Annotated in this window: 21 protein-coding genes; 5 read left to right on the forward strand and 16 right to left on the reverse strand. The window is 56.4% G+C overall.

The window, feature by feature from the left end:
* The 4 genes from ACWIUF_RS13940 to ACWIUF_RS13955 all read right to left on the reverse strand — a co-directional run.
* On the reverse strand, nt 1–477 hold a 477-nt coding region (locus ACWIUF_RS13940; protein ID WP_448573049.1), incomplete at its 3' end, for a helix-turn-helix domain-containing protein.
* Between the two features lie 217 nt (nt 478–694).
* Nucleotides 695–1,078: a hypothetical protein gene (locus ACWIUF_RS13945; RefSeq protein ID WP_448573073.1), complete on the reverse strand. Its 384-nt coding sequence runs from the start codon at nt 1,076–1,078 to the stop codon at nt 695–697.
* Nucleotides 1,056–2,243, reverse strand: a complete 1,188-nt coding sequence (locus ACWIUF_RS13950; protein WP_448573050.1) for a TRC40/GET3/ArsA family transport-energizing ATPase — start codon at nt 2,241–2,243, stop codon at nt 1,056–1,058. The genes ACWIUF_RS13945 and ACWIUF_RS13950 overlap by 23 nt, the downstream gene beginning before the upstream one ends.
* Before the next feature lie 229 nt (nt 2,244–2,472).
* Nucleotides 2,473–3,273 carry a hypothetical protein gene (locus ACWIUF_RS13955; RefSeq protein WP_448573051.1) on the reverse strand — a complete coding sequence of 267 codons (801 nt, stop codon included), beginning with the start codon at nt 3,271–3,273 and terminating at the stop codon, nt 2,473–2,475.
* A 541-nt stretch (nt 3,274–3,814) separates the two neighbouring features.
* Between ACWIUF_RS13955 and ACWIUF_RS13960 the strand changes: the two genes are divergently transcribed.
* Nucleotides 3,815–5,386, forward strand: coding sequence for a site-2 protease family protein (locus ACWIUF_RS13960; protein ID WP_448573052.1), 1,572 nt, complete (start codon nt 3,815–3,817; stop codon nt 5,384–5,386).
* Between the two features lie 5 nt (nt 5,387–5,391).
* Here the strand turns inward: ACWIUF_RS13960 and ACWIUF_RS13965 are convergent, their stop codons facing one another.
* Entirely contained in the window at nt 5,392–5,871 is a 480-nt protein-coding gene (locus ACWIUF_RS13965) for a carboxypeptidase regulatory-like domain-containing protein (RefSeq protein ID WP_448573054.1), read from the reverse strand.
* Between the two features lie 167 nt (nt 5,872–6,038).
* Between ACWIUF_RS13965 and ACWIUF_RS13970 the strand changes: the two genes are divergently transcribed.
* The gene (locus ACWIUF_RS13970; protein WP_448573055.1) at nt 6,039–6,875 is read left to right on the forward strand and encodes a DNA-methyltransferase; all 837 of its coding nucleotides are present in this window, start codon (nt 6,039–6,041) and stop codon (nt 6,873–6,875) included.
* Nucleotides 6,876–7,069: 194 nt separating this feature from the next.
* Here ACWIUF_RS13970 and ACWIUF_RS13975 read toward each other — a convergent pair whose 3' ends face one another.
* From ACWIUF_RS13975 to ACWIUF_RS14000, 6 genes are all read right to left on the reverse strand, one after another.
* A complete protein-coding gene (locus ACWIUF_RS13975; protein ID WP_448573057.1) occupies nt 7,070–9,328 on the reverse strand; it encodes a CHASE2 domain-containing protein in 2,259 nt (752 codons plus the stop codon).
* A gap of 3 nt (nt 9,329–9,331) precedes the next feature.
* Entirely contained in the window at nt 9,332–10,039 is a 708-nt protein-coding gene (locus tag ACWIUF_RS13980; RefSeq protein ID WP_448573058.1) for a DUF928 domain-containing protein, read from the reverse strand.
* A 428-nt stretch (nt 10,040–10,467) separates the two neighbouring features.
* A complete protein-coding gene (locus tag ACWIUF_RS13985) occupies nt 10,468–10,839 on the reverse strand; it encodes a hypothetical protein (protein ID WP_448573060.1) in 372 nt (123 codons plus the stop codon).
* Between the two features lie 204 nt (nt 10,840–11,043).
* Nucleotides 11,044–11,730, reverse strand: coding sequence for a magnesium protoporphyrin IX methyltransferase (gene bchM / locus ACWIUF_RS13990; protein WP_448573061.1), 687 nt, complete (start codon nt 11,728–11,730; stop codon nt 11,044–11,046).
* Nucleotides 11,731–12,198: 468 nt separating this feature from the next.
* The gene (locus tag ACWIUF_RS13995; RefSeq protein WP_448573062.1) at nt 12,199–12,738 is read right to left on the reverse strand and encodes a phycobiliprotein lyase; all 540 of its coding nucleotides are present in this window, start codon (nt 12,736–12,738) and stop codon (nt 12,199–12,201) included.
* 379 nt (nt 12,739–13,117) lie between these two features.
* A complete protein-coding gene (locus ACWIUF_RS14000) occupies nt 13,118–14,215 on the reverse strand; it encodes a M23 family metallopeptidase (RefSeq protein ID WP_448573063.1) in 1,098 nt (365 codons plus the stop codon).
* 305 nt (nt 14,216–14,520) lie between these two features.
* On the opposite strand from ACWIUF_RS14000, the gene ACWIUF_RS14005 reads away from it, so the two are divergent.
* The 3 genes from ACWIUF_RS14005 to ACWIUF_RS14015 all read left to right on the forward strand — a co-directional run bounded on the left by ACWIUF_RS14005 (nt 14,521) and on the right by ACWIUF_RS14015 (nt 17,208).
* Complete coding sequence (locus ACWIUF_RS14005; RefSeq protein WP_448573072.1) at nt 14,521–15,162, forward strand: precorrin-8X methylmutase; 642 nt, start codon at nt 14,521–14,523, stop codon at nt 15,160–15,162.
* A 337-nt stretch (nt 15,163–15,499) separates the two neighbouring features.
* Entirely contained in the window at nt 15,500–15,823 is a 324-nt protein-coding gene (locus tag ACWIUF_RS14010; RefSeq protein ID WP_448573065.1) for a hypothetical protein, read from the forward strand.
* Between the two features lie 170 nt (nt 15,824–15,993).
* Nucleotides 15,994–17,208 carry a threonine synthase gene (locus ACWIUF_RS14015; RefSeq protein WP_448573066.1) on the forward strand — a complete coding sequence of 405 codons (1,215 nt, stop codon included), beginning with the start codon at nt 15,994–15,996 and terminating at the stop codon, nt 17,206–17,208.
* Nucleotides 17,209–17,285: 77 nt separating this feature from the next.
* On the opposite strand, the gene ACWIUF_RS14020 is transcribed toward ACWIUF_RS14015, so the two are convergent.
* The 5 genes from ACWIUF_RS14020 to ACWIUF_RS14040 form a co-directional block, all read right to left on the reverse strand.
* Entirely contained in the window at nt 17,286–18,878 is a 1,593-nt protein-coding gene (locus ACWIUF_RS14020) for a glycosyltransferase family 39 protein (protein ID WP_448573067.1), read from the reverse strand.
* A gap of 6 nt (nt 18,879–18,884) precedes the next feature.
* Nucleotides 18,885–20,048, reverse strand: coding sequence for an LL-diaminopimelate aminotransferase (locus ACWIUF_RS14025; RefSeq protein ID WP_448573068.1), 1,164 nt, complete (start codon nt 20,046–20,048; stop codon nt 18,885–18,887).
* A gap of 587 nt (nt 20,049–20,635) precedes the next feature.
* Complete coding sequence (locus ACWIUF_RS14030) at nt 20,636–21,409, reverse strand: PspA/IM30 family protein (RefSeq protein WP_448573069.1); 774 nt, start codon at nt 21,407–21,409, stop codon at nt 20,636–20,638.
* A 222-nt stretch (nt 21,410–21,631) separates the two neighbouring features.
* Nucleotides 21,632–22,324, reverse strand: coding sequence for a PspA/IM30 family protein (locus ACWIUF_RS14035; protein WP_448573070.1), 693 nt, complete (start codon nt 22,322–22,324; stop codon nt 21,632–21,634).
* Between the two features lie 115 nt (nt 22,325–22,439).
* Nucleotides 22,440–22,718: SPOR domain-containing protein (locus ACWIUF_RS14040; protein WP_448573071.1), on the reverse strand; the 279-nt coding region annotated here is incomplete at its 5' end.

The raw sequence follows: 22,718 nt of genomic DNA on the forward strand, positions 1-22,718 counted from the left end.
GGGCTCGGAGATGTGTATAAGAGACAGATGTACGGGATCGCGGGTGGGTGGGTGGGCCGGTTCGGATATCTGGCGCTGGGGGCTAGCAACAGACGGTGCCGGGGACGGGGCGATCGGCTGAGGAGCCGCGATCGGCTCGGCTGGTGCTGGTCGGAGCGCGAGGCTGGGATCAACTGGGATCGTGGGCGGTTCCGCGATCGGAAAAGTTGCGGGCGTAGCTGCCACCGAGAACCGCTGGGACAGATCAATGCCATTCAACCCCAGGACTTCAGCATAGCGGCGAATAAACCCCTGGACAAAAACAGCTTCCGGTAAGGGTTGCGCATTCCCGGCCTCGATCGCCTTGAGTAGCCGCAGGGGAATAAACGTCTTGGTTGCGATCTCATCCAGGGATTTGCCCTGTTGTTCACGGATCGTTCTTAGATAGACGCCTATTTCTTCAAGTTGTTCGACTTGGACAGTGTCTAAGCGGCTCATGCCTAATACCGTAACTCACCAGCATTGCGGTCAGGTTATCCCCTTCATGCCCAACGCCGATCCAGAGGGCACAAAATCAGTTGACCATACCTAGTAACCATAGCAGATACCGAATCGATCCGACGCTGAGCGCATGGCCTAAACGGAATCTAGAGCCTAGCCAAATCGTCCAACGCGCTCCCCTAAGCATACGGAGATGCTGCGCCCTGCCATCCCGCTACAAAAAGCCTTCTAGCACCTCATCCGGTTCATCTTCAATATCATCGTCATCAGCCGCCGTGGCAATAAACGACGGGTTGGATAAACGTTGTTTCTGAATGGCCAGTTGATAATAGGTGAGATGGTGCTCGATTTGCGTCAGGCGGTCTTGTAGGGCCACCAGGCGATCGCTCCAGGCTGAATCGGATTTTTGGCTTGGCACCTCTAAGGTCAAATGGGCTTGCAAAATTGCTGTCACAATGTCGGATTTAGATTGTCCCGATCGCGCGGCTTGGGCAGCGAGGGCCGCATCCAAAGCCGTTGGTAAATGGAGAACGATCGTTTCCAGGTGTGGGGCGTGTTGTTCAGTGGGGGTCATGCTAAACACTAACGGGGTTGGCAAAGCGAATCTTCAGATAATCTTCCTCCATCTTGGCCCCAGCCGGTTGCAGAGCCGCAAGGGCCTGGGGCAGAACTAAATTGCGGCGATGGTTCCCAATCCGAATGTTTAACTCATCCCCTGACTTACTTAACTCGACCTGATTTTTCGGGATACCCGGCAGGTAGATTTCCAAGCTGTACTGATCCTGTTGTTGGGTAACCCGCAAGGTAGTTTCCTTGTAGTAAACCTGGGTCGGATCTTCTTCGGCATAGAGGGTTTCCTTCAGCCGTTCCAGAGCTGCTAGGCCACACAATTCCTCGGAATAAAGGGGCACCTCCTTAATCGGCAAAGGTTGAAAATTGTCCCGAATCTCCTGCCGATACTGCTGTTGAGATTCCTTCCAACGCTGGAAAAAAGGGTCAGTCACGGTATCGGGAATAATCCGATTAGCAATCACCAGATCAGTCCCGACGTTGTACAAACTCAGATAGGCATGGGCACGCAGGGATTCCTTAATGACCATTTTTTCGGGATTGGTCACCAATCGCACGGAGGTTTGGATGTTGTCGGTTAGGACCTTTTCCAGCGCCTCGATCTGTTCATAGAATTCGTAGGGCGCATCCATGACTTCGCGATCGGGCAGGGAGAAGCCCGTCAAGGGCTTAAAAATGGGTTCAAATACCGGACGCAGGGCGATCGACATCCGCTGCAAGGGTTTATAAAAACGCCGCATATACCACCCCGCCACCTCCGGCAAACTCAATAAACGTAGGGCCGTACCCGTGGGGGCCGAATCAATAATTAAAACCTCAAATTCCCCTTCGTCATAATGGCGTTTCATCCGCACCAGGCTAAAAATCTCATCCATCCCCGGCAGGATAGCCAATTCCTCCGCCTCAACGCCTTCCAGCCCCCGTGCCTGCAAAACCTGGGTAATGTAGCGCTTCACAGCTCCCCAGTTATTTTCCAACTCCATGAGGGCATCCAGTTCCGCCCCCCACAGATTCGGTTTCACCAATCGCGGCTCGTGGCTCAGTTCCAGATCAAAACTATCCGCGAGGGAATGGGCCGGATCGGTACTCAGGACAAGGGTTTTATAACCCAATTCCGCACAGCGTAGCCCCGTCGCTGCGGCAACGGATGTTTTGCCCACACCCCCTTTGCCAGTAAGTAAAATGACACGCATGGGTCACCCGTCCTGTAGGATTCTGAGAAAACTTTACATTATTTTACCAAAATTTTGAATCAGTCGGTGGGCGAGTCCCCAGAGCCAGCTATCATCCGTGGCGTTGGCTGGGGCCGCTGGGAGCTGGTTGGTCCCGGTATCGGTTCAGGTACTCTGAGACCACCGCCGGGACCAGAACGATGCGCATGAAGGTCGGGGGGGCAACCCGATTAACCGTTTCTATTAACGACTATTGACCGTTAAATTGAATAAAGAACGTTTGGCCATCCAGGGTCCCATTGGCAACGATACCCTTGATTGCATTGTTAGCACCATAGCGAACATTGGCCGTTCCACGCGCGTCCGCCATCCCAGAACTGGTTAGGTTCAGGACAATCTCATAGGCATCTTTACGGGTTTGTTGGCCACCAAAGCTCACCAAGCTACCGTCATCCAGCCGTACCGATAGCTCGGCCTGCCCAGAGGGCTGAACGTTCAGCGAGGCGAAGGTAATCACGCGATTAGGTCGGCCTTGTAACCCGAAAACGCCTTGTCCCATTTGGGCGAAGGTCATCGAAGTGCCCGTGGTTGGCGGGCGGTTCACACTATCATCCGCCACGGTAAAGCGGATCGACATGGCTTGCCCATCAATGGTGCCATTCCCGATAAGGGAAATCAATTGATTCCCCCGGTAACGGACCGTGAGATTGCCCGTGGCGTCAGCCATCCCCGCCCCTGTTAACCGAATGCCAGCTTCTGTAGCATTGAGCCTAACCAGTTGTCCGGTCCATTTCATTAAATGGCCATCGGCTAGCCGTAGCGCAATTTCAGCCGTGCGATTAGGGCGACTAGCCACGGTGACAAACGTGACGATCTGATTTGGACGCCCTGCCAGGGATAGGGTCCCCTCCCCTTCTCCAGCCACGCTTAAGACCGCCTGTTGGGCAACGACGCTGGGGGCAGAGAGTAGGGTAGTGGCCCCGGCCACGGCTAAGGGGGCACTGATTAACGCAATGGCAGTACCCGCAGCGATCGTTGAACGGATTTTCATACTTACTTTCCTTAAGTAATTAGCCAGAATGATTGACCAGATGTACCTGCCTATGTTCCCCCATCCGGTTGGCGAGTGACAATTGCTTAAAAAACATTTCACCCCTGGTAACCTGCCCAGAAAGCTGCGTTCGGCTACAGTACTTCCAGCCTTGGTGAGGTACAGACAAGGGGCCTAAGCCCCTTGTGTACAAGGCTTGACAGTACTTTTTAGAAAGGGAACGGCTATATACCCTACGGCCCCGTGAAAACCCTGCCGTTAGCTACAATGGCTGTGTTGCTGATGGCAGGGTGCCGACGGGGCGAATCCTACCGGTCAACTGGCACCAGCCGGTGTGGGGTCTCTGGGGAGGCGGAATTTGCCTTCTCTCGTCCTGAATTTGCCTCTGGGTCAGTTGGCTTGAGATAATATCGTTTCGACTGGCGCGATCGGGACTGTGATCGGGGCTGCAACCGATGTCCCCTTATCTGTTGGCCCTGGGAATCTTCTTCGTGTGCCCCTCGTGTTCGTTTTTTTAATATCTACAGGTGAAAAGTGTGTAATGGTTGCTGCATCAGAAACAGTTACAACCGTCCTCATTTCTCTCGTCGCGATCGCGATTTTGGGTTGGGGATTCTACCGCGCCCGTCCCTACGGCAAGTTAGGGATCTTGGCCTGGTTACAATCGGTTGCGTTAATGGTTCCCTGGTTAGTCTTCTTCGGTTTGTTTGCCCTGGGGATCTATCTGAATCTGGCCGCCATTTTGCTGTTAATTGTGGGGTCAACCGTCCTGTATATCGTTTTAGGACGACAACTCCGTGCGGCAGGACAAGCCGCGATCGCCCAAGAGAAAGCCAACCGTTTCACCGAGCAGTCGGCTCCTATGGATACCGGCGAAGCTAGTAGCCCAGAGCCACTGGCCACTGACCATGAACCGAGCACGGGCCAAACCCGTCCGCCTGCTGAGGCCAACGACCCAACCCCCCCTAGCTCCCCGGTGAACTCCCCTAACCTGGGGATTTTGCCCATCCCTAGCGAAGACCTCAAGCAAATTCAGACCATTTTTGGCATTGATACCTTCTTTGCCACAGAAACCATCCCCTATCAGGATGGGGCAATCTTCCGAGGCAATCTGCGTACCGACCCAGAGGTCGCCTACGATCGCCTCGCGGTTAACTTACAAACCACCTTGGGCGATCGCTACCGCCTCTTTTTGGTTGAAAATTCTGATGGTCGGCCCGTGGTGATTGTGCTACCCAGTGCCAATGATCCCCAACCTCTGACCTGGATGCAGCGGGGGTTAGCCGTGTTGCTGATACTGGCAACGATCTTCACCTGCCTGGAGCGGGGGGCGTTGCAGTACGGTTTTGATATTCTAGCCCAACCCAATTTGATCCTCCAGACCTTGCCCATCTCCCTAGGGGTTGTGGCTGTCCTCGTTGCCCATGAATTGGGGCACTGGTTCCTGGCCCGACGGTACCAGGTGCGCCTAAGCTGGCCCTTCTTCATCCCCGCCTGGCAGTTGGGAACCTTTGGGGCGATTACCCGCATTGAGTCCCTCCTGCCCAATCGCAGTGTGCTGTTTGACATTGTGTTTGCAGGTCCCGCTGCCGGGGGTGGGGTGGCTTTGGGGTTGCTATTGCTGGGGCTACTGCTCCCGCCCGCCAGTGGGGGAATTGCCGTGCCATCCCAATTTTTTGAAGGGTCAATGCTGGTCGGTGCCCTAGCTCGGATTGTCCTGGGCGAGGGATTGCGGGAACAGTTAGTCACCATCCATCCCTTAGCGATCGCCGGCTGGCTGGGACTGGTCATCACGGCCTTGAACCTCATGCCAGCAGGGCAGTTGGATGGCGGACGGCTGATCCAGGCGATCTATGGCCGCAAAACCCTGGGCCGGACGACGGTGGCAACGCTGATTTTTCTAGCGATCGCCTGTTTAGTGAATCCCCTCGCCCTATACTGGGCCATCATTATCCTGTTCTTGCAACGGCAACCGGAACGCCCCAGCCTCAATGAGCTAACGGAACCTAACGACACCCGTGCTTCCCTAGCCCTGTTAGTGTTATTCCTGATGGCCGCCACCCTTTTACCCCTAACCCCCAGTTTGGCTGGCCGCCTGGGGATTGGGGGGTAGGTTAGCTAAGCACGGGGCGAACGACGACGACGGGTCAGGTAGGCAGTACCCAGGCCCCCCGCAACCATCAGGGTAGCCCCCGCTAGCAGCAGCGGTGATTCCGCATAGTGGACATCCTGCTTGCCTGCCTCCACAATCTGATCCAGCTCAACCCCCATTGCTGCGACGGGGACTGTATAGCTGTCGAAATGGCCCCCTTCGCCAATCTGGACTTCCCAGTTACCGGGAAGCTTCGGATCGGGTTTGAAGGCAAACTTGCCGTTGGCATCCGTTTTGGTCTCTAGCCAGGGCTGATCGGGATTATTGGGGGCATAGACTTTGACGGGGGCATCCTGGAAGGGTTCACCGGTGCTGAAGGTGGAGGTAAATTCCAGTTGATCAGTCAGAATATAGTTGCTTTCAACCATGTGGGCTAACGATCGCAGGGGAAAGCTGACGATCGTGAGCAGGACAAGGGGAGCCAGGAGTTTGCGGGTAATAGTCATAGCCAATGTCGGGAAAGCGATCGACAAGTTGAGCCTGATCCTAGCGAATTTTTCCCTAACTGGGGAGAGGTGTCATGTCTTCCCCGATCGACCTCTACGTTGTAGACCTAATTCTAGTTATAGGCCTATACTATAATAGTTCATCCGATCTATAGGGAGTTACCAGGATGAATCCCAGGCCAGCCTCCAGCCGGTTTGCTCAGGATACCCACGAGACTGTTCATCCGCACAACCCCAAGGTGGTGTGGCAGTCCAACGACGGACTGTCTTGTCTATATCATGGCGACAGCTTGGAAGTCATGGCTTGGTTACCGGCTGAAAGTGTCGATTGCATCTGGACTGATCCCCCTTATAACCTTTCCAATGATGGGATGACCTGTGTAGCTGGGCAGATGGTTAAAGTCAATAAAGGCGAATGGGATCGTAGCCAAGGTGTTGAACGGGATCATGAATTTAACAAGGCTTGGTTGGCTGCTTGCTATCGCCTCCTTAAACCAACGGGCACGATATGGGTAACAGGTACTCTCCATGTGTACCCATCTGTTGGGTTTGCGATGCAACAACTTGGCTTTCGGATTTTGAATGATATTATCTGGGAAAAACCGGCCCCACCGCCCAATTTAGGTTGCCGCTGCTTTACCCACTCAACCGAACTTATCTTGTGGGCCACTAAAGCACGGAAAGGCAAAGAACGTTATACCTTCAATTATGAGGAGATGAAGGCTGCGAATGGTGACAAACAGATGAAAAATGTTTGGCGAATGCCTGCGCCGGGAAAAGATGAAAAATCTCATGGTAGACACCCCACTCAAAAACCCGTTAATCTTGTGGCTCGTTGTCTGCGGGCCAGTACCCATCCCGGTGATCTCGTGTTTGACCCCTTTTCCGGTTCTTCCACTACTGGGGTTGCAGCTTTGTCTTTAGGACGGAAGTTTATCGGTTGTGAGGCGGATGCAGGTCATCTTGAACTGTCTATAAAACGATTAAGCGTGATCGAGGTTTAGCCCGCAATTCATCTCGCGCTCTTATCGCAGTCTTCATGCTCATTAGGACAGTGCAAAGGTTGTGATCAACAAGGAGCTTAAGCCCCTTGCCCTAACCTGAATGACAATGGCTATAAATTGGGCAGTTGGGAGTTAGGCAGCAGCATAGGAAAACGGATACAATTTAATCCCCCCCAATGGCTTCAACGGCTGGCTCAAGGGTTGGATGACTGGCACGATCGATGGAGAGTCTGAAAATACTGGGCTATCTCCGGTGGTTGGGCCGTAAAGTGGACGTAGTAGTGTCCCAGGGGAGCCATTTTTTCGAGGACCTTGGCGTAGATATCATCACCAGGCTGGTTCGTGTCCGGATCTAGCAAATTCAGCTTAATGTTGCTCAGCGCGATCGGTATCCCATCCGTATCCAATGGATTGGCTTGAATTTCGGCCCCCATCGCGGAGAGTTTAACCAGTTGCCCCAGAAATTGATTTTCCCCCACGTGTTTGCCTTCTAGCAAGGTATAGCGTAGGGCTAAGGGTTGGGGGAGCGGGCAAAAGACCTCCTCGATTTTTTCCGGCAGAAAACGCTGATAGTCGCCACCAATACCGCCAACTTCGTAGATGTAAATCGGGTCCTTCACCCCTTTGGGCTGGACCTGTTTTTGACCATCAAGGCGCAGCCGATCGGGCACGCACCTCAGGGTCGATTCGGAGATTAAAATCTGTCCCCCGGTGGTATAGGATTCAATGCGATAGGTGAGGTTGACCTGACTGCCGACTACGCCATATTTAGTTCGCTTGGTGGAGCCAATATTCCCCACGACCACTTCGCCCGTATTGATGCCAATCCCCATCGCTAAGGGGGGCAATCCCCAAGCCGCCATTTGTTGATTAATGCGAGGCATAGCCTGCTGCATGGCGATCGCACAGGCGATCGCGCGAGCGGCATCATCCTCCCGTTGGGTGGGTGCCCCAAAGAGGACCAGAATGCCATCCCCCATAAATTCATCGATCGTGCCCCCATAGTCGGTAATAATATCGGCCATCGCCTCCAGATAAAAATTGAGGACGCGGACCACCTCTTCCGGCGGTAAACGTTCGGAGAGGGCGGTAAATCCCCGCAGGTCTGAGGTTAACAGTGTAATGGTGCGGCGCTGCCCCCCCAGTTTCAAGCCTTCGGGATGCTCCAGTAAATTAGCGACAATTTCATCACTTAAATAGCGACCAAAGGTTTGGCGAATATCCCCAGCCGTCCGGGCAATATAGGCCGTAATGGCAATTGCGGCCCCGCCAAAGGCGAGTGCTGCCGGCACGATCGGCACCCACCAGGCCGCCAGGAACAGGAGATAGCTGCTGCCCACTAGCACCACCGACGCTAGCAAGATGCTGCCCCCCTTTTGCCAGGACACCGATCGCACCCCACCGGCATAGCGCTGGGTCCAGGTCAGGATTGCCCCGATCGTGGCCCAAAGCGCAATCCATAGCCCTTCTACCGCCTCTGGCCAGGTTTTGATTAAGGGGCGATCGTCAAGGACAGCACTGAGGATTTGACTGGCTAAGCTGGCATGGATTTCCACCCCCGGCATCCGCTGCGAGGGCGTCCGGGTAAAGGGCGTCAGGAACAGATCCTGAAAGCTTTCACTGACGGCCCCGATCAGCACAATGCGATCGCTGGCCCAATCGGCAGGAATCCGATCGGCCAGCACGTCCGTTAGGGAAACCACCGCAAACTGGGGCGTCGGCCCCCGGTAGTTGAGCAGGAGTTGGTAGCCCTGGGCATCGACCCGCACATAGCCCCCATCATTGGTTTCCAAGGGCGGAAAGGGGGTTGGGCCAATCTGCCAATAGTCTTGGCCCGCAACCAATTCCGGGCGTAGCCCCACGGTGGCTAAATAGGCCAGGGCGGCATAGGTCCCCACACTCAACACAGTTTCATCGCTACGGTCCTGAAGCGTGAGCAGGGCACGGCGCACCACCCGATCGCGATCGAACAGCAGGTCATTAAAGGCCACTTGGCCCTTCGCCTGGAGAGCCGGGGGAGCCGCTACGGCCTCACGGCTGCGATCGCCCACCATTTTTTCGATACCAATAATATTGGTATGGCTCTCAAACACCTGGACCAACTCCTGGTGCCCCGGTTCAACGGGCTGGTCGCGGTATACATCGAGGGCAATGAGGTGTGGGTTCTGGGCCAAAAGTTTCCGGAGCACTTGGGCGTAGATGGCGTCGGGGATAATGGCCTGCCCCAGGGCACGCACGTCATCTTCATTAATCCCCACAATGACAATGCGATCGTCGCGGGCAGGTGCGGGTCGCCAACGTAAATACTGGTCATAGGCCGCCCATTCCCCCCCCTGGAGGATGCCCGTGAACCGCAGGCCCAAGACCAAAACCGTCACGCTGGGGGCCACAACCCAGACCCCCCGCCACTCCCACAATCCTTGCCGCAGTCGCTGCCACATCTGCAACGGCATTGCCTAGTTGAGCAAGGGCTGCGCTGCGATCGCCTCCAAACCCACGGAGGTGAGCAGTTCGCGCCAGTCACGCTGGTGTTGGGGGTAGTCCGCCGCCAGGATCATCAACGTATCCAGCCACACCGCCGACTGGGCGTAGAGTTCGGCTTTCTTCAAACCTTGGGCTGTGGCGATCGCCGACTTCACTTCAGGGCTGAGATCTACCCGCTGAATCCGGCCCCGCACCATTTCCTCCTCGCTGCCACAAAGCATCACCAGCCGCCAACGATACGTCGTCCCCATCTCTAGGGCGATCGTCTCCGGCAGCGGCAAACGCATCACGCCTGGTTGGCTGGGCAGGGCCATCTCCGTTTCGTAAAGCTTCTCACCCGTTGGCGTATTGAGGGTAAGCTGGGCCTTGGTGGCCGTGCTGGGGGGAACGTAAACAAACAGGGTGGGATTCCCCAGGGTGGTCGTGCTGAGTTGATCGGCTGGTTGGAGGGCCGTAAAAGGGGTCTCATCCTTGGCCGTGCAGGGGTGGAGATTACCCCGAATACCTCCCCCAGCCGTACTGCGGGGGGCGCTGCGGCGAGGGCCGGCAGGAAACTGGAGGCTGACGTGCAACGGCTGGTTAGGCAGGGCCATCGGTAACCTGACGGGGGTGCTGAACAGGACAGGGGTGAGGAGGGTGGTCACCAGTCCGGCGAGGGGAACGAGAGGAAGCAAAGCCATAGTGGGGAAGTCGGTAAGGGATCGGTGGGCAAAATGGACAGGGCGTGTGCCGATCGGTCGTGATGCGCCCCCCAAGGATCGGCTGACTACGCTGACGTTACTGGTTGCACCCTGAAGCCTGGGGCCGGTCTGCCGTGAGGAGCCTGGGACTATCCTGCTGAATAGGATGGCTTGCAGGTTGGTGTCGAGCTGGCAAGACCCAAGACGCTGACTGGTGTTTGGGGGTGCATTGCGTTTGACCCACCCTACAAAATTAAGCTTGACAGCGCCCTAGGGCGACCAACTGGTGTGTCGTCTGCCCTACCACCAGGGTGCAGTTCACGAGGGTGGTCGATTGCTCAAGAAGGCATTGACGCAACCTGTCCCTACTCCTGATTTTGAATACACTGACTGAGCGATAGTTCCCGTAATGGCGTTTGAAATCGGGATTAATCCCTGGGGTTTACTGACATTGGGTTGGTCGTCGATGGCAGGGTACGGTCCTCAGTGGGGCGATCGTGGGACTCTAGGCCATTGCTGTGGACAGTGCTCAATTGCAAGCGCACATCATCGATCGCCTCATTCAACTGGGCAATTTTGACCTCTAAGGCCCGCCGTGCTGCTTCGATTTCCTGGGGCGTTGAAGGCATCAGGTGGGATTTTTTAGATTTCTCCGGTTTACTCTCCGCCAACTTCCCAATCTCCGATGACTCTGGTTGGCTGATTTTGGCAGCTAGGACGGCCCCCAGAACCCCACCGATCGTCCCACCGACGATCGCCCCTAATAAAAATCCACCCGCGAAATTATCTTGCTGACTCATAAGAACGCTCTCTGCCCTTTCCTGCCAATGGGACTCACGGGACGATCGTAGCGCATGGGAGGACGGGTTCAACCAAATGCCGAGCCGCCAGTCCAGGGGAGCCGCACCCGCACTGGGAATTCAAAATTCAAAACTTCCAGCGCGGATGGGGGGCGCTCAGGTGCTCGGTTGGGCCACGGTTGGGTGACTGGGCAAGGGACTACCCTAAGTTCGCACCACTTCCAGTAAGCGAGAGAAATAAAACCGGGTTTGGATCATGGCATTTCGCTCGACGCGCCAACCCCGCGCGGCTAATTCCCGCACAATATCGGCTTCCCGGTGCTGATAGGCGCGGGTGGTTTTGCTGGGACCGGGGAAAAATTCGCCCACTTTTTTAAGGAGGCTCAACCAGAAGGTTTTGGGCGCAAAGCTGAAGATTAGGCGGGATTCAGCCAGGGAAGCCAGGTGGTCAATCATGGCGATCGCGTGCTCCTGGGGATAGTGGATCAGCACATCCAGGCAGATCACCGTATGGTATTGCCCGCCCAGAGCCTCTAGATCTTGCACCACAAACTTGAGGTTATCCATCGTGTCCAGGATCGCCGTGGCCCGTTGCCAAGCTTCCGTGGTCATTTTTTCGGAAATATCGGTGGCATAGACCTGCGCTCCGGCGGCGGCCAGGGGAATACTCAGGCTACCGACCCCGCAGCCCGCATCACAGATGGATAGATCCTTAAGGTTGCCATCAGCTTGTAACCAGGTGAGGACTTGCTCAACCGTTTGCTGGTGACCCTGGCGGATGTCAAGCTGGACCCGATTAACTTCCCCATCCCCATAGATCCGTTGCCAGCGATCGAACCCGGTGGCATTGAAATAGTCACGAACGATCGTCTTATCGTCAACTGCACTCATAACCTTGAATTTGCTTGCGGTAGCCGCTGCTTGTGATGGATGACAGTTTTCATCCTACGGGCTAGTGGGTACGCCCATACCCCCGGAAATGCTCAAGGGCAGGCAGGGTCATGCTCAAGAGCAGGCAGGATGCCTACCCCACTGATTCTGCAACGACTTGGCTACCAGCAATGGTGCATCCCACTTTTTTACCCCTTACCCTAAATCCCTCTCCCACAAGGAGAGAGGGACTTTAACTGGCTCCAACGCCCGTAGAGTGCGTATCGGGTCCTCCCGTAGGGTCACAACTCTCCCACAAGAGCAGAGGGACTTTAACTGGCTCCCCTTCGCCCCTCGTGGGAGAAGATTTGGACCGTCATCGGGCTACCACTGCTTGGGTGCGTTTAACTGGCTCCCCTTCGCCCCTCGTGGGAGAAGGGGCTGGGGGATGAGGGGGAAATTGTCAAACTGGGAGGTTCCCAATTGAGTCTACAAAATCCGTTTTTCCAAATACTGGCCGATCATCACTTGTTCGCCCGATCGCGAAATCACGGTTTGCCGGGTACGGTACTGCTGGCCGATCAGTTTGATTTCTTCCTCAAAGACTGATCCCTTGTACTCAGTGCGTAGACAGAAGCTATCGGGGGTGGGGAAGTAGAAGCTGGCGGTCACGGGTTTTGTGGTTGCAAAGCCGCGATCGCGGTATAGAACACTGCCCGCTACCCCAAAAACCGTGGAACCTGCCGACTGGGGCCGCCCCGATACCGCCAAGGCACTCTCCCAGGTCACCTCGGCACCACAGGCCAGACCCGTCACATCCGCCAGATGGTGGCGTTCGGCGAGATGGATGAGTTCGGGACTGCCCTGGGACAAAAAGCGAATCTGGATCAAACTCACAATTTCCTGGGTTTCCCCTGCGGGCAGTGTGTAGTAGCGACGCTCCGATCGCCACTGTCCCGCCGAGCGTTGGAAAAAACTCGCCACTAATTGTTCATCGGTTAGTTGGAGAGATGGGATAGATCGAGACACTACAGTTCCCTCATTGAGATGGACAGGCGTGCGAGTCAGCAAGCCACGGGGGGCACCCCGGACAGCGAACCTTCACTAATTGTTGCCTAATTGTTACTTAAATTAACAAACAGTAACAAATTGACCGTGTATTAATGCCTAACACCTTAGCGGCTCTCTCTGGAAGAACTGTATTCAACTGCACAGGATGAGGATTTAAATTCGGGAGAAAAATTTAAATTCGAGGGCGATCAGGGGGATAGCTCTTGTCCTTGGTCAGCCGTCAATTGCAGGGTGGTTGATCGGCACCAAGACCCTTCGACAGGGCTTTAGGGTGAGCGGGACTCATCCGTTCGGGCTGAGCTTGTCGAGGGCTGCTCAGCTTAAGATGGACGCTTCACTAGCCAGTGACCGTTAGGGTCCGGCTTGCCTCAATCAGGACCTTGCCTTGTCGGGTTAGACGGTACTCACCGCGCCAGGTTCCGGGTTGGAGGGGCGCTTCGGGTCGCACGCGTTTACCCACAAAGCCGAGGTACACCCGATTGGCGCGATCGCGGGGTTGTTGCTGATCCACCACCGCTTTACCGCTGGGGTCCAAGAGGCGCATCGTTTCCACATCCCCCGCTTCCACCCCGTAGGACTGCACCCAGAAGATCAGGGCAGGGACATTCGCCGCTAGCTGGGTGTCGGCAAATTCGCCTTCCCACACCGCCTTAATGTCTGGTGGACGGGTCGAAAACCCAGCCCGGACAAGGCCCGTGGGTTGATAGGGCAAGGCGGGTTGCCACATGGGCCACCGATCGACTTGGCAGCCTGCCCCGGCATCAGGCCCCACAAAGGGATCAACGGCCTTAGTTTGTTGGCGCACGCTCAGATGGACATGGGGAAAGGAAGCCATGCCCGACATCCCCACCAGCCCCAAGGGGGTTCCCGCCTGGACCGCATCCCCCGGTTTGACGAGGACACTGCCCTGGCGCAGGTGGCAGTATTGGGTTTCCCAGCCGTCGGCGTGTTGAATGACCATGCCATTGCCGCATTCCGTGCCTGCGATCGCGGCTTTATCGGTATCGCCTTCAATCATGCGATCGACGACGCCATCACGGGTGCGCAGAACTTGACCGGGTGCCGCCGCCACTACGGTTACCCTGGCCTTCATATCGGGGATGGCGAAGTCGGTGCCATCATGGCCGTCATAGGTCAAACGTCCGCAGCCCACGTCGGTTTCCCCTGGACCCGGATCACGATCGGGGTAGAGCAGAACAAAACAGGGATCACCCATTTTGCAGTCAATCGGCAGGCCCAGCCGAAACCCGTCATAGGGCGTAGCTGTCTCAGTTGCTGCCGCGATCCGGGTTGTGTTCTCGGCAGCGATCGGCGTTGCCGTAGGCGTAGCCACAGGACTGTCAGCCACCGCTTGATTGAGTCGTGTCCCCTGGCAACTGACGAGCAGGGTGAGGAGGCACGCTAGACTGGCCAACAGGATCAATGGCTTTTTCATCGGTAGGGCACTTTCCCTAGGGGCACATCCCTAGGGTAGCGAATTCGCCACTGGACCGGGGCGATCGCTCAAGTGGCCAGAGTGGTCGTCTCAGGCGCTCGCGAACTCGGCTCTCAAAGCGAGTGGCCGGCAGCTTGCCTGCTATCCCGACCGCTGCGATGGCGCTCCGATCCCCCTTTTGTGATGATGATGATTGCAGGGGACTTACCGTCATTGCTAAAGTCCTATGCTTTTCGAGAGCAACGATAGAAAATGGTATACCCTGTAAGCTGATCCCTAGGGAGTAGGTCGCGATCGTGTCACACATGGAATGGCATACCACCGATGCCCAAAGTTTGGCCCTGATTGATCAGGAAATTGGTCAACACGCCTTTTCACCGTCTGAGTATGAAATTGTCCGACGGGTGATCTATGCCACGGCTGACTTTGAATATAAGTCCCTGATTCGCTTCTCGGATCAGGCGCTCCAGTCGGGGGCGGCGGCGCTAGCGGCCCGCAGTACGATCATCGTAGATGTGCCCCTCGTGCAGGTCAGTATTGCGCCCTATATCCAAAATACCTTTGCCAATCCCGTCTATTGCAGCATGGAGGCGCTTACCCGGCCCCAAAAAGGCAAAACCAAAGCCGCTTGGGGCATTGAAACCCTAGCCCGTCGGTATCCAGAGGGGATTTTTGTCATTGGACAGGCGCAAACGGCCCTGACCAGCCTGGTACAACTGATTGAGCAAGAGGTGATCCGTCCGGCCTTGGTGATTGGCACCCCCGCTGCCTTTGTTGATGTGGAAGAAGCCAAGGAGCGTCTCAAGGACTCCCTGGTACCCCATATTCGGATTGAGGGTCGCAAAGGGAATGCCATCGTCGCTAGCGCGATTGTCAATGGTTTGGTGGATCTGGCATGGCAAGCTTACGGGGCACAGGAAGGGGGCGCGATCGGGCAAAAGTTTTAAGCATTATGGACGCCTATACCCGGAGCACGACCTGGAAAAGGAAGAGACGGTGGCATCAGCGAGCGATTGCGCCAATCCCCCAATCCTGACGATCGCTGGTTCCCAAGATGGGGTATACTTTCAAGCCGTTAATCCCCGCAATCTTTAACGATAGCCCCGGCAATCCTGCTGACTGTTCAGGGCAAACCTTTATACCGTCCTTGTCATTTTTGCAAGCAACGTTTCAAAAAAATTTGCATAAAGCACCTGAACCTGGTAATAAAGTAGTCAATATGTAACAAACTTTCACCTGACCGTTAGGCTTGTTAACATTCGCAGTGTGAGTTGTATCCCGAATATGGCCCCAGTTACCGCACCGACTAAGCCCCAGTCTCTTGTCGCCCCGGCAGAGCAGTTGCAAACCTGCCTCTTGCTTGCCGAAGACTTTGAACAACGCGCGGCTGCCGCCGTTGCCTTTGAGCAACTGCGCGATCGGGCCAGTGCCGATCGTGACGATGCATCAGCCCTGATCAACCTGCTCTGGAAAGAACTCCTGGCGGCGCGTCACTCCGCCAGTTTTTGGCACAAGGTGGCCGATGTGGAGAAGGAAATCTCCGAGCGACTAGCCGCCAGCCATGCCCAACTTCAGCAAAATCACAGTTCTCTTGTTGAAGAGCGGTAAGATTTCCCCGGTTTCCATGACGTGGAAACGGACTGCCGGCAATGGGTCGCCATCAGGGAGCAAGATAGGTGATCACGTTCTGTAGTACCCTCTAGAATCAGAAAATCTGCATCAAGGGCAGCGATCGTCCAGACTCCCGATGCAGCGGCTTATCCCCTATCCCAACCCCTGTGACACCCCTGCCGTATAGCCTACTCTCCCACCTAGAATGTGCTCGCTGTCAGCAGCCGTATGATGCTGAGCATCTACACAATATCTGCGCTTGCGGTGCCCCCCTATTAGCCCGCTACGATTTGTCTGCGGTGGCCCAAGCCCTGACCCCGGCTGATTTAGTCCAGCGAACGTCCCCAACCCTCTGGCGCTACCACGAACTCTTGCCCGTGCGGGAGCCAATCCAGGTTGTGTCCCTGGGGGAAGGGTTCACCCCCCTGTCTCCCCTACCCCGCTTGGCCCAGTCCCTAGGGGTGGGGCAGCTATGGCTGAAGGATGAGGGAATGAATCCCGGCGATACCTTCAAAGCCCGCGGGGCCACTGTGGGGATTTCACGGGCGATCGCATTGGGGGCGGAAAAACTGGCGATCGCCACCAACGGCAATGCGGGGGAAGCCTGGGCACTCTACGCCGCGCGGGCCGGCATCCCCCTCACGGTCCTCATGCCCCAGGATGCCAACCCCCTGTCGCAACGGTTGTGTGCCTTTACCGGCGCTGAGACCTATTTAGTGCAGGGCCTTATTTCCGATGCTGGCCAGTGGATTCAGCAGCATTTCCAACCCCAGGGCTGGTTTGATGTCTCTACCCTGAAGGAACCCTATCGGCTGGAGGGAAAAAAGACAATGGGGTACGAGATTGTCGAGCAATTGGGGTGGCAATTCCCGGATGCGATCGTGTTTCCCACCGGTGGCGGCATTGCGATCGCGGCGATGTATAAAGCATTCCAAGAACTCCAAACCTTGGGCTGGGTCAAGGGCACTTTACCGCGCTTGATTGCGGTGCAAGCCGAGGGCTGTGCGCCGATCGTGCAGGCATTCCATGCCCAGGCTGCTGTTTCGGAATACTGCGAGCATGCCCACACCTTTGCCACGGGCCTACGGGTGCCCAAATCCTTTGGTGACTTTATGGTGTTGGCGGCTTTGTATGCCACCCAGGGCTATGCGATCGCGGTATCTGATGCGGCGATTGCGGCGGCGATCCCACAAACCCTCCAAGCGGAGGGAGTGTTCCTTGGCCCGGAGGCGGCTGCCGGTATCCCTGCTGTCCAAACCCTAGCCCGCAAGGGTATCCTGCAACCAGACGATCGGGTGGTGCTCTTGGGATCGGGTAGTGGTCTTAAATATCCCGACCTGATACCTGTCCCGGACTTGAAAATTTTGCCGCGTAGGCCATAGGCCCAGGGCGGTTCCCGGAGCGGCGTATGTTGGGCGTGGCCTTTCCCCCGCTAACGGCATCCCTGGGGGATACTGGCTCACGGTTCGGGTCGCTGTAACTGCCACAGGGGCACACTTTCCAAGCCCGGAAGGGGGACAAAGGTTAACCCCGACGCCTGCTGAAATTGCTGCATAAACGCTGGCGGGGCTGCATAGATGAAGTAATCACTAAAGCCCAGGGGTAATAAGGGCGGTGACACCTGGCTATTGAACACCTGGATCACCGTCTCTGGGCGCAAGGCATGGGCGAACGATAATAACCACAAGTCCCGTTCACTACTGACCAGGGGATTCTCGGTCTGGTTGATGATCTGAGCAGCATAGGGAATATAGCCCCCCTGCTTTGTCCAACTGGTACTCGCCAACACGTTACTAGCACTGGCCAAGGTGCCTAGGAGCAATAGCCCGACGATCGCCCCTGTCCACACCTGACGCTGCGATCGCGAGGCGGCTGTTCCCTGGGCATGGCGCACCAGCAGATGGGCGATCACCAAGGGCACCCCCAGCGTTCCGGCCAGAAAATACCGCGTGGCCACCGATCGTTGCCCGCCCAGAATTAAATCCGGCAGGATCACCCCTGCGGCCAAGGGCAACATGAAGCACACGGGGAATAGCCAGATCTGACGTGGCGTCATTGCCCAGAGGTCATAAAAGGCATAGGCGACCAGCGCCACTGCGGCTAGGACCACCAGCAGGTAGGGAAACGGCTGGGTCACACTAACGGTGTAATTATTTTCAAAATCTAGTAGGGGGCGCGTGAGATGCAAGCCCCAATGCAGGCTCAGTTCCGGAATGCCGTGGGCGGGATTCTGGGTTTGCCATGCCGCAAGCTGGGCCCCCCGCTGACCATTCCGAATCAGGGCCACTAGCCAGGGAGAAAAGCCGACTAAGGCAACCGCTAGGGCCAGCAGGCACGATCGCCATGCCCCCTGACTTTGTGCCCGCAACAGCCCCACATAGAGTGCCTGCCCCACCGCAATGAATAGGGCAAAGGGATAGGTATACAACGCCAGTAGGGTTGCCAGACTAAAGGCCACCCAAGCTTGGGGCTGCCGTTGTCGCAGGGCACGTAACAAGGTCCAACTGGCTAGCAAGGTCATGCCTACCCAGAGGCTATAGGGTCGCGCTTCCTGGGCATAGAGGACGTGCAAAGGTGAAACGGCTAGGAGCGCCAAGGCCATAACACCCATGCGCCGATCCGGATAGAGTTCCCGAGCCAAGCCATACATCAGCGGCAAGCTCAGGATACTGGTGACTACCGAAAAGCTCCGCAACACCCAGGTTGAAGAGCCAAAGATCTGCATCCAGAAGCGGGCCAAGACAAAATATAACGGTGAGTGGTTGGGTTCTTGGACAGCGAGGCTGCGGATCGTGTCCAGCACCGTTTTCTCGCTGCCGGGGGTTTGAAATTGCTGCAGATCCTGGGCAATGAAGAAGGGGTGCTGCTGCCAGAACTGGCTGAGATCCGCCTCGGTGTAGCCCGAAATGCGCAGGGCCGTAAAGACCTCATCTACCCAAAATACCTTGCTGTCCAGATTCGCAAAACGCAGGACGGTGCCGAGGACGATCATGCCGATCGCGATCGCCAGCAGCACCCTACCCCCTTGGGTCTGTTGCCCACCCTTGGTCATTAACAGTTAGAGAAATTGAGCAATTTTGGCTGCCGCCGTCGCGAGAATCTGGGGATCATGCACCAACGCAAAGCGCACATAGCCTTCACCGGACTTACCAAATCCTGCGCCCGGTGCCACTGCCACGCCCGTCGTTTCCACCAGTTCCGTACAGAACTTAATCGAGTCTTGATCCCAGGGGGTGGGTAACTTGGCCCAAATATACATGGTGGCGTCAGGGACGGGCACTGCCCAGCCCAAGCGGTGCAAGGTTTGCACAAAGGCATCCCGCCGTTCTCGGAAAATATTGACCGATCGCGCCACGCTCTCCTGGGGGCCTGTCAAGGCCGCGATCGCGCCATTCAAAATGCCCCGGTATTGGTTAAAATCAACGGCTGCCTTCACCTGCCGCAGTGCCCGGATCAGGTCCGCATTGCCGACAGCATAGCCCACCCGGAAGCCGCCCATGTTGTAGGACTTGGACAGGGTGAAGAATTCGATCGACACCGTTTTGTCCGGATCAGCCTGAAGGATCGAAGGGGGTTTCGTGTCGCCAAAGACCATATCGGCATAGGGGAAGTCATGCACCAGCACCAGATGGTGCGCTTGGCAGAAGGCGACGGCTTCCTGGAAGAAACTCAAGGGCGCGATCGCGGTGGTGGGGTTGTGGGGATAACTCAGCACCATCATGCGGGCTTGCTGCAACACCGCCTCGGGCACATCCGCCAGCACTGGCAAAAAGCCATTTTCCGCCAGGATCGGCATCGGATAAATCTGACCGCTGGCCAGATACACGCCCCCGGCATGGGAAGGGTAACCGGGATCAAGCAACAGGGCAAAGTCCCCTGGATTCAGCACCGCGAGGGGTAGGTGGGCAGTGCCTTCCTGGGAACCCACCAGGGGCAAGACTTCCGTTTCAGGATCGATCGCGATGCCATAACGCTGGGTATGCCATTGGGCGACGGCTTCCCGGAAGGGGCGGGTGCCGTGGAACAGCAAATAGCCGTGGGTACTGGGGTCATATAGGGACTGGCTAATGACATCCAGGATGGGGGGTTCCACGGGCAGATCGGAGGACCCTAGGGACAGGTCAATAATTTCCTGGCCTGCCGCCCTGGCTCTGGCTTTTGCCTGATCCATGTCGGCAAATACATTGGACTGGAGGGGCCGAAGACGGGTGGCGAATTGCATAGACCGACTGAATTGGATAGGGTGAGCTGTATGGCTGAATGCTCACCTAGCGTAACAGAGTTGTGACCCCTCTTGGTTGCTTACCCTCCAAAGCCTAATGCTTTCTTATTAATTTCAACACCCTAAGAGGATGTTTTAAAAGGGGGATGGCGGTTAAAACCGCGACTACGAACTTCAGCATTTGGCCGTCCTCAACGTTATTTTGCGTTTGTCGTGGCGACTTTAGTCGCCCAAACGGCTTGTTTCTGGACTTTTCAAACACCCTCTAATAGCCATGCTTGCAATTCCCACTTCTGAATTGCGGTGCCTGAGGGAATGTTGAATAAAGGGGGAGCGCGATTAAAACCATGACTAGGCGCCTCAACCTTTTTGGCTATCCTAAGCATTGTTTTGAGTTTGCAGTAGCAACCTCAGTCGCCAAAACAACTTGTTGTCAGACTGGTCAAACACCCGCTTAAGGGGTAATACTTTCACCTGGCAACACCTGAACGCCTAAGGGATGCTCAGCCCTGGCAGTGAGCATACAGCCTACTGGATGAAGGCTTCTGGCCGCAGGGGGCAAAGTCCGTAGGGAGCAAACCCAGTTTTTATAGTTTATCCAACTCCCGGGCGAGTTCTTCCATTTCTGCCTCAATCACCGCATCACGGGGAGGGGTCGATTCTGCTTCAGCCGCAGGCAGTTGGGCTTGGTTGGGGGCGTTGGCCGGTCCCAGCAATTGGGCTTTCATCGCCTCTAGCTCTAGATCAACATCGCTGGCTTCCAGGGCCGCAAACTTGCTTTCCAGATCGGCACCAGCTAATTCAGCCGCCGCTTGGGAGCGGGCTTCCATTTGCAATACCTTTTCTTCCATGCGCTCAAAAGCCCCCATTGCACTACTGGTCCCCATCCTTCCTAGGGTGCTTTGCAATTGTTCATTCGCCTTGGCGGCACTGGCTCGTGCCTTGAGCATATCCTTCTTCGTCTTGGCTTCCGACAGTTTGCCTTCCAGGGCGACCATGCTGCGCTTGAGAGTTTCGACCTGGGCCGTCTGTTGATCCAACTGGGCCTTCAGGGTGTTGGCGGTCTCCGTGTTGACCTTCTTGCGGTTCAGAGCCTCCCGCGCTAAATCCTCATTCCCCTTTTGTAGGGCCAATTGGGCACGTTGATGCCAGGTATTGGCTTCGGTAATGGCCTGGTTGTACTGCTGCTCCGTCCGCTTCTGGCTGGCGATCGCGTTGGCGACAGCTTGTCGCATTTGGACCATGTCCTCCTGCATGTCAATGACTGCCTGTTCCAGCATCTTTTCTGGATCTTCGGCAGAACTCACGAGGGCATTGAGATTGGAGCGAATTACGCGGCTAACACGGTCGAATAATCCCATGATGGTGTCCTTGCTGGTCACTAGGCTGGTCACTAGGTCCGGCTAGCACCGATCGTGCCCGCCCGAAAAGCCCCCTCACAGAACGGTTCCTGCCCAAGCAAAAACGTCCCACCTCAGGCTAGGGGCAAGCAGCAGGGCTAACCTAACTACTAGGTTAGCTTAATCGACGGCTCGCCCTCCGCTCGATTCTGGAGATCCCGTGGGGCTACCAGACCCCGAAGCTTAAGCCTCGTTACGCTCTACATCGGGTTCTCGCTTGGGGGACAGGCGGTGTTTCAAGGTCGCGAGATCCGCCTCAATGTCACTGCTCTGCTCTAGGGCGGCAAAGCGTCGCTCCAGATCGTCCTGACCTAACTCGGCGATTGCGGCAGAGCGAGCCTCTAGTTCAGCCACCTTTTGTTCCATACGTTCAAAGCTTTGCATGGCTCCCTGGGGATTCATCTGGTCCAACATGGCGTGTAGGCGTTGGGAGGCTTGGGCCGATCGGGCACGGGCAATGTAGAGATCCTTACGGGTGCGAGCATCGGCGATTTTGCTTTCCAGCGTCGCCATATCGCGCTTGAGTTTTTGGACGATCGCTGCCTGTTGCTCCAATTGGGCCTGCATCATCTGCACGGTCTCTTGGTAGCTCTTGCGCCGGGTCAGTGCTTCCCTCGCTAGGGCTTCATCCCCAACCTGTAGGGCCAACTCCGCCCGTTGATACCATTCAGCCGCCGTCGCCGTGGCCTGATGGCACTGACGCTCCGTGCGCTTTTGGGTTGCGATCGCCTGAGCGACGGCCTGCCGCAGTTGAATGAGTTCATCCTGCATCTCGGCCACCGCCTGCTCTAGGATCTGCTCCGGGTCCTCCGCCTCGCTGACAAGGGCATCGAAGCTCGCCTTGAGTACCCGTGAGATGCGATCGAACACACCCATGCCTCACTCCCTGGCCGTACAGCAGCGAATCCACATCATGTGTCACCTGAACAACACGACGTTTTCTCCTATCCTATCGCACCCGCTGACGTGGCCGATGGGTTGGTCCAGACTGCTACTCGGCCTGGATCTGAGCCGGGACTCCCTGCTGCTTGAGTTGCTCCACCATCTCCTGGGCACTGGCCCGATCGTCAAACGTGCCCAACTGGACCCGAATCCCATCATTGAAATTGCGCAAGTAGGCACCAGGCGCCACCTGTTGTAACTGGCCTAGTGACTCATTCCCCCGGTATTCGGTCACCACATTGTAGGTGTCGGGCTGCGATCGGGCACTGGCCGAAGCGGTTGGCACGGTTGGGGTGACCACGGGTACCCGGGGCGGTGGGGCATGGGT

This window comes from Trichothermofontia sp., assembly GCF_053493415.1.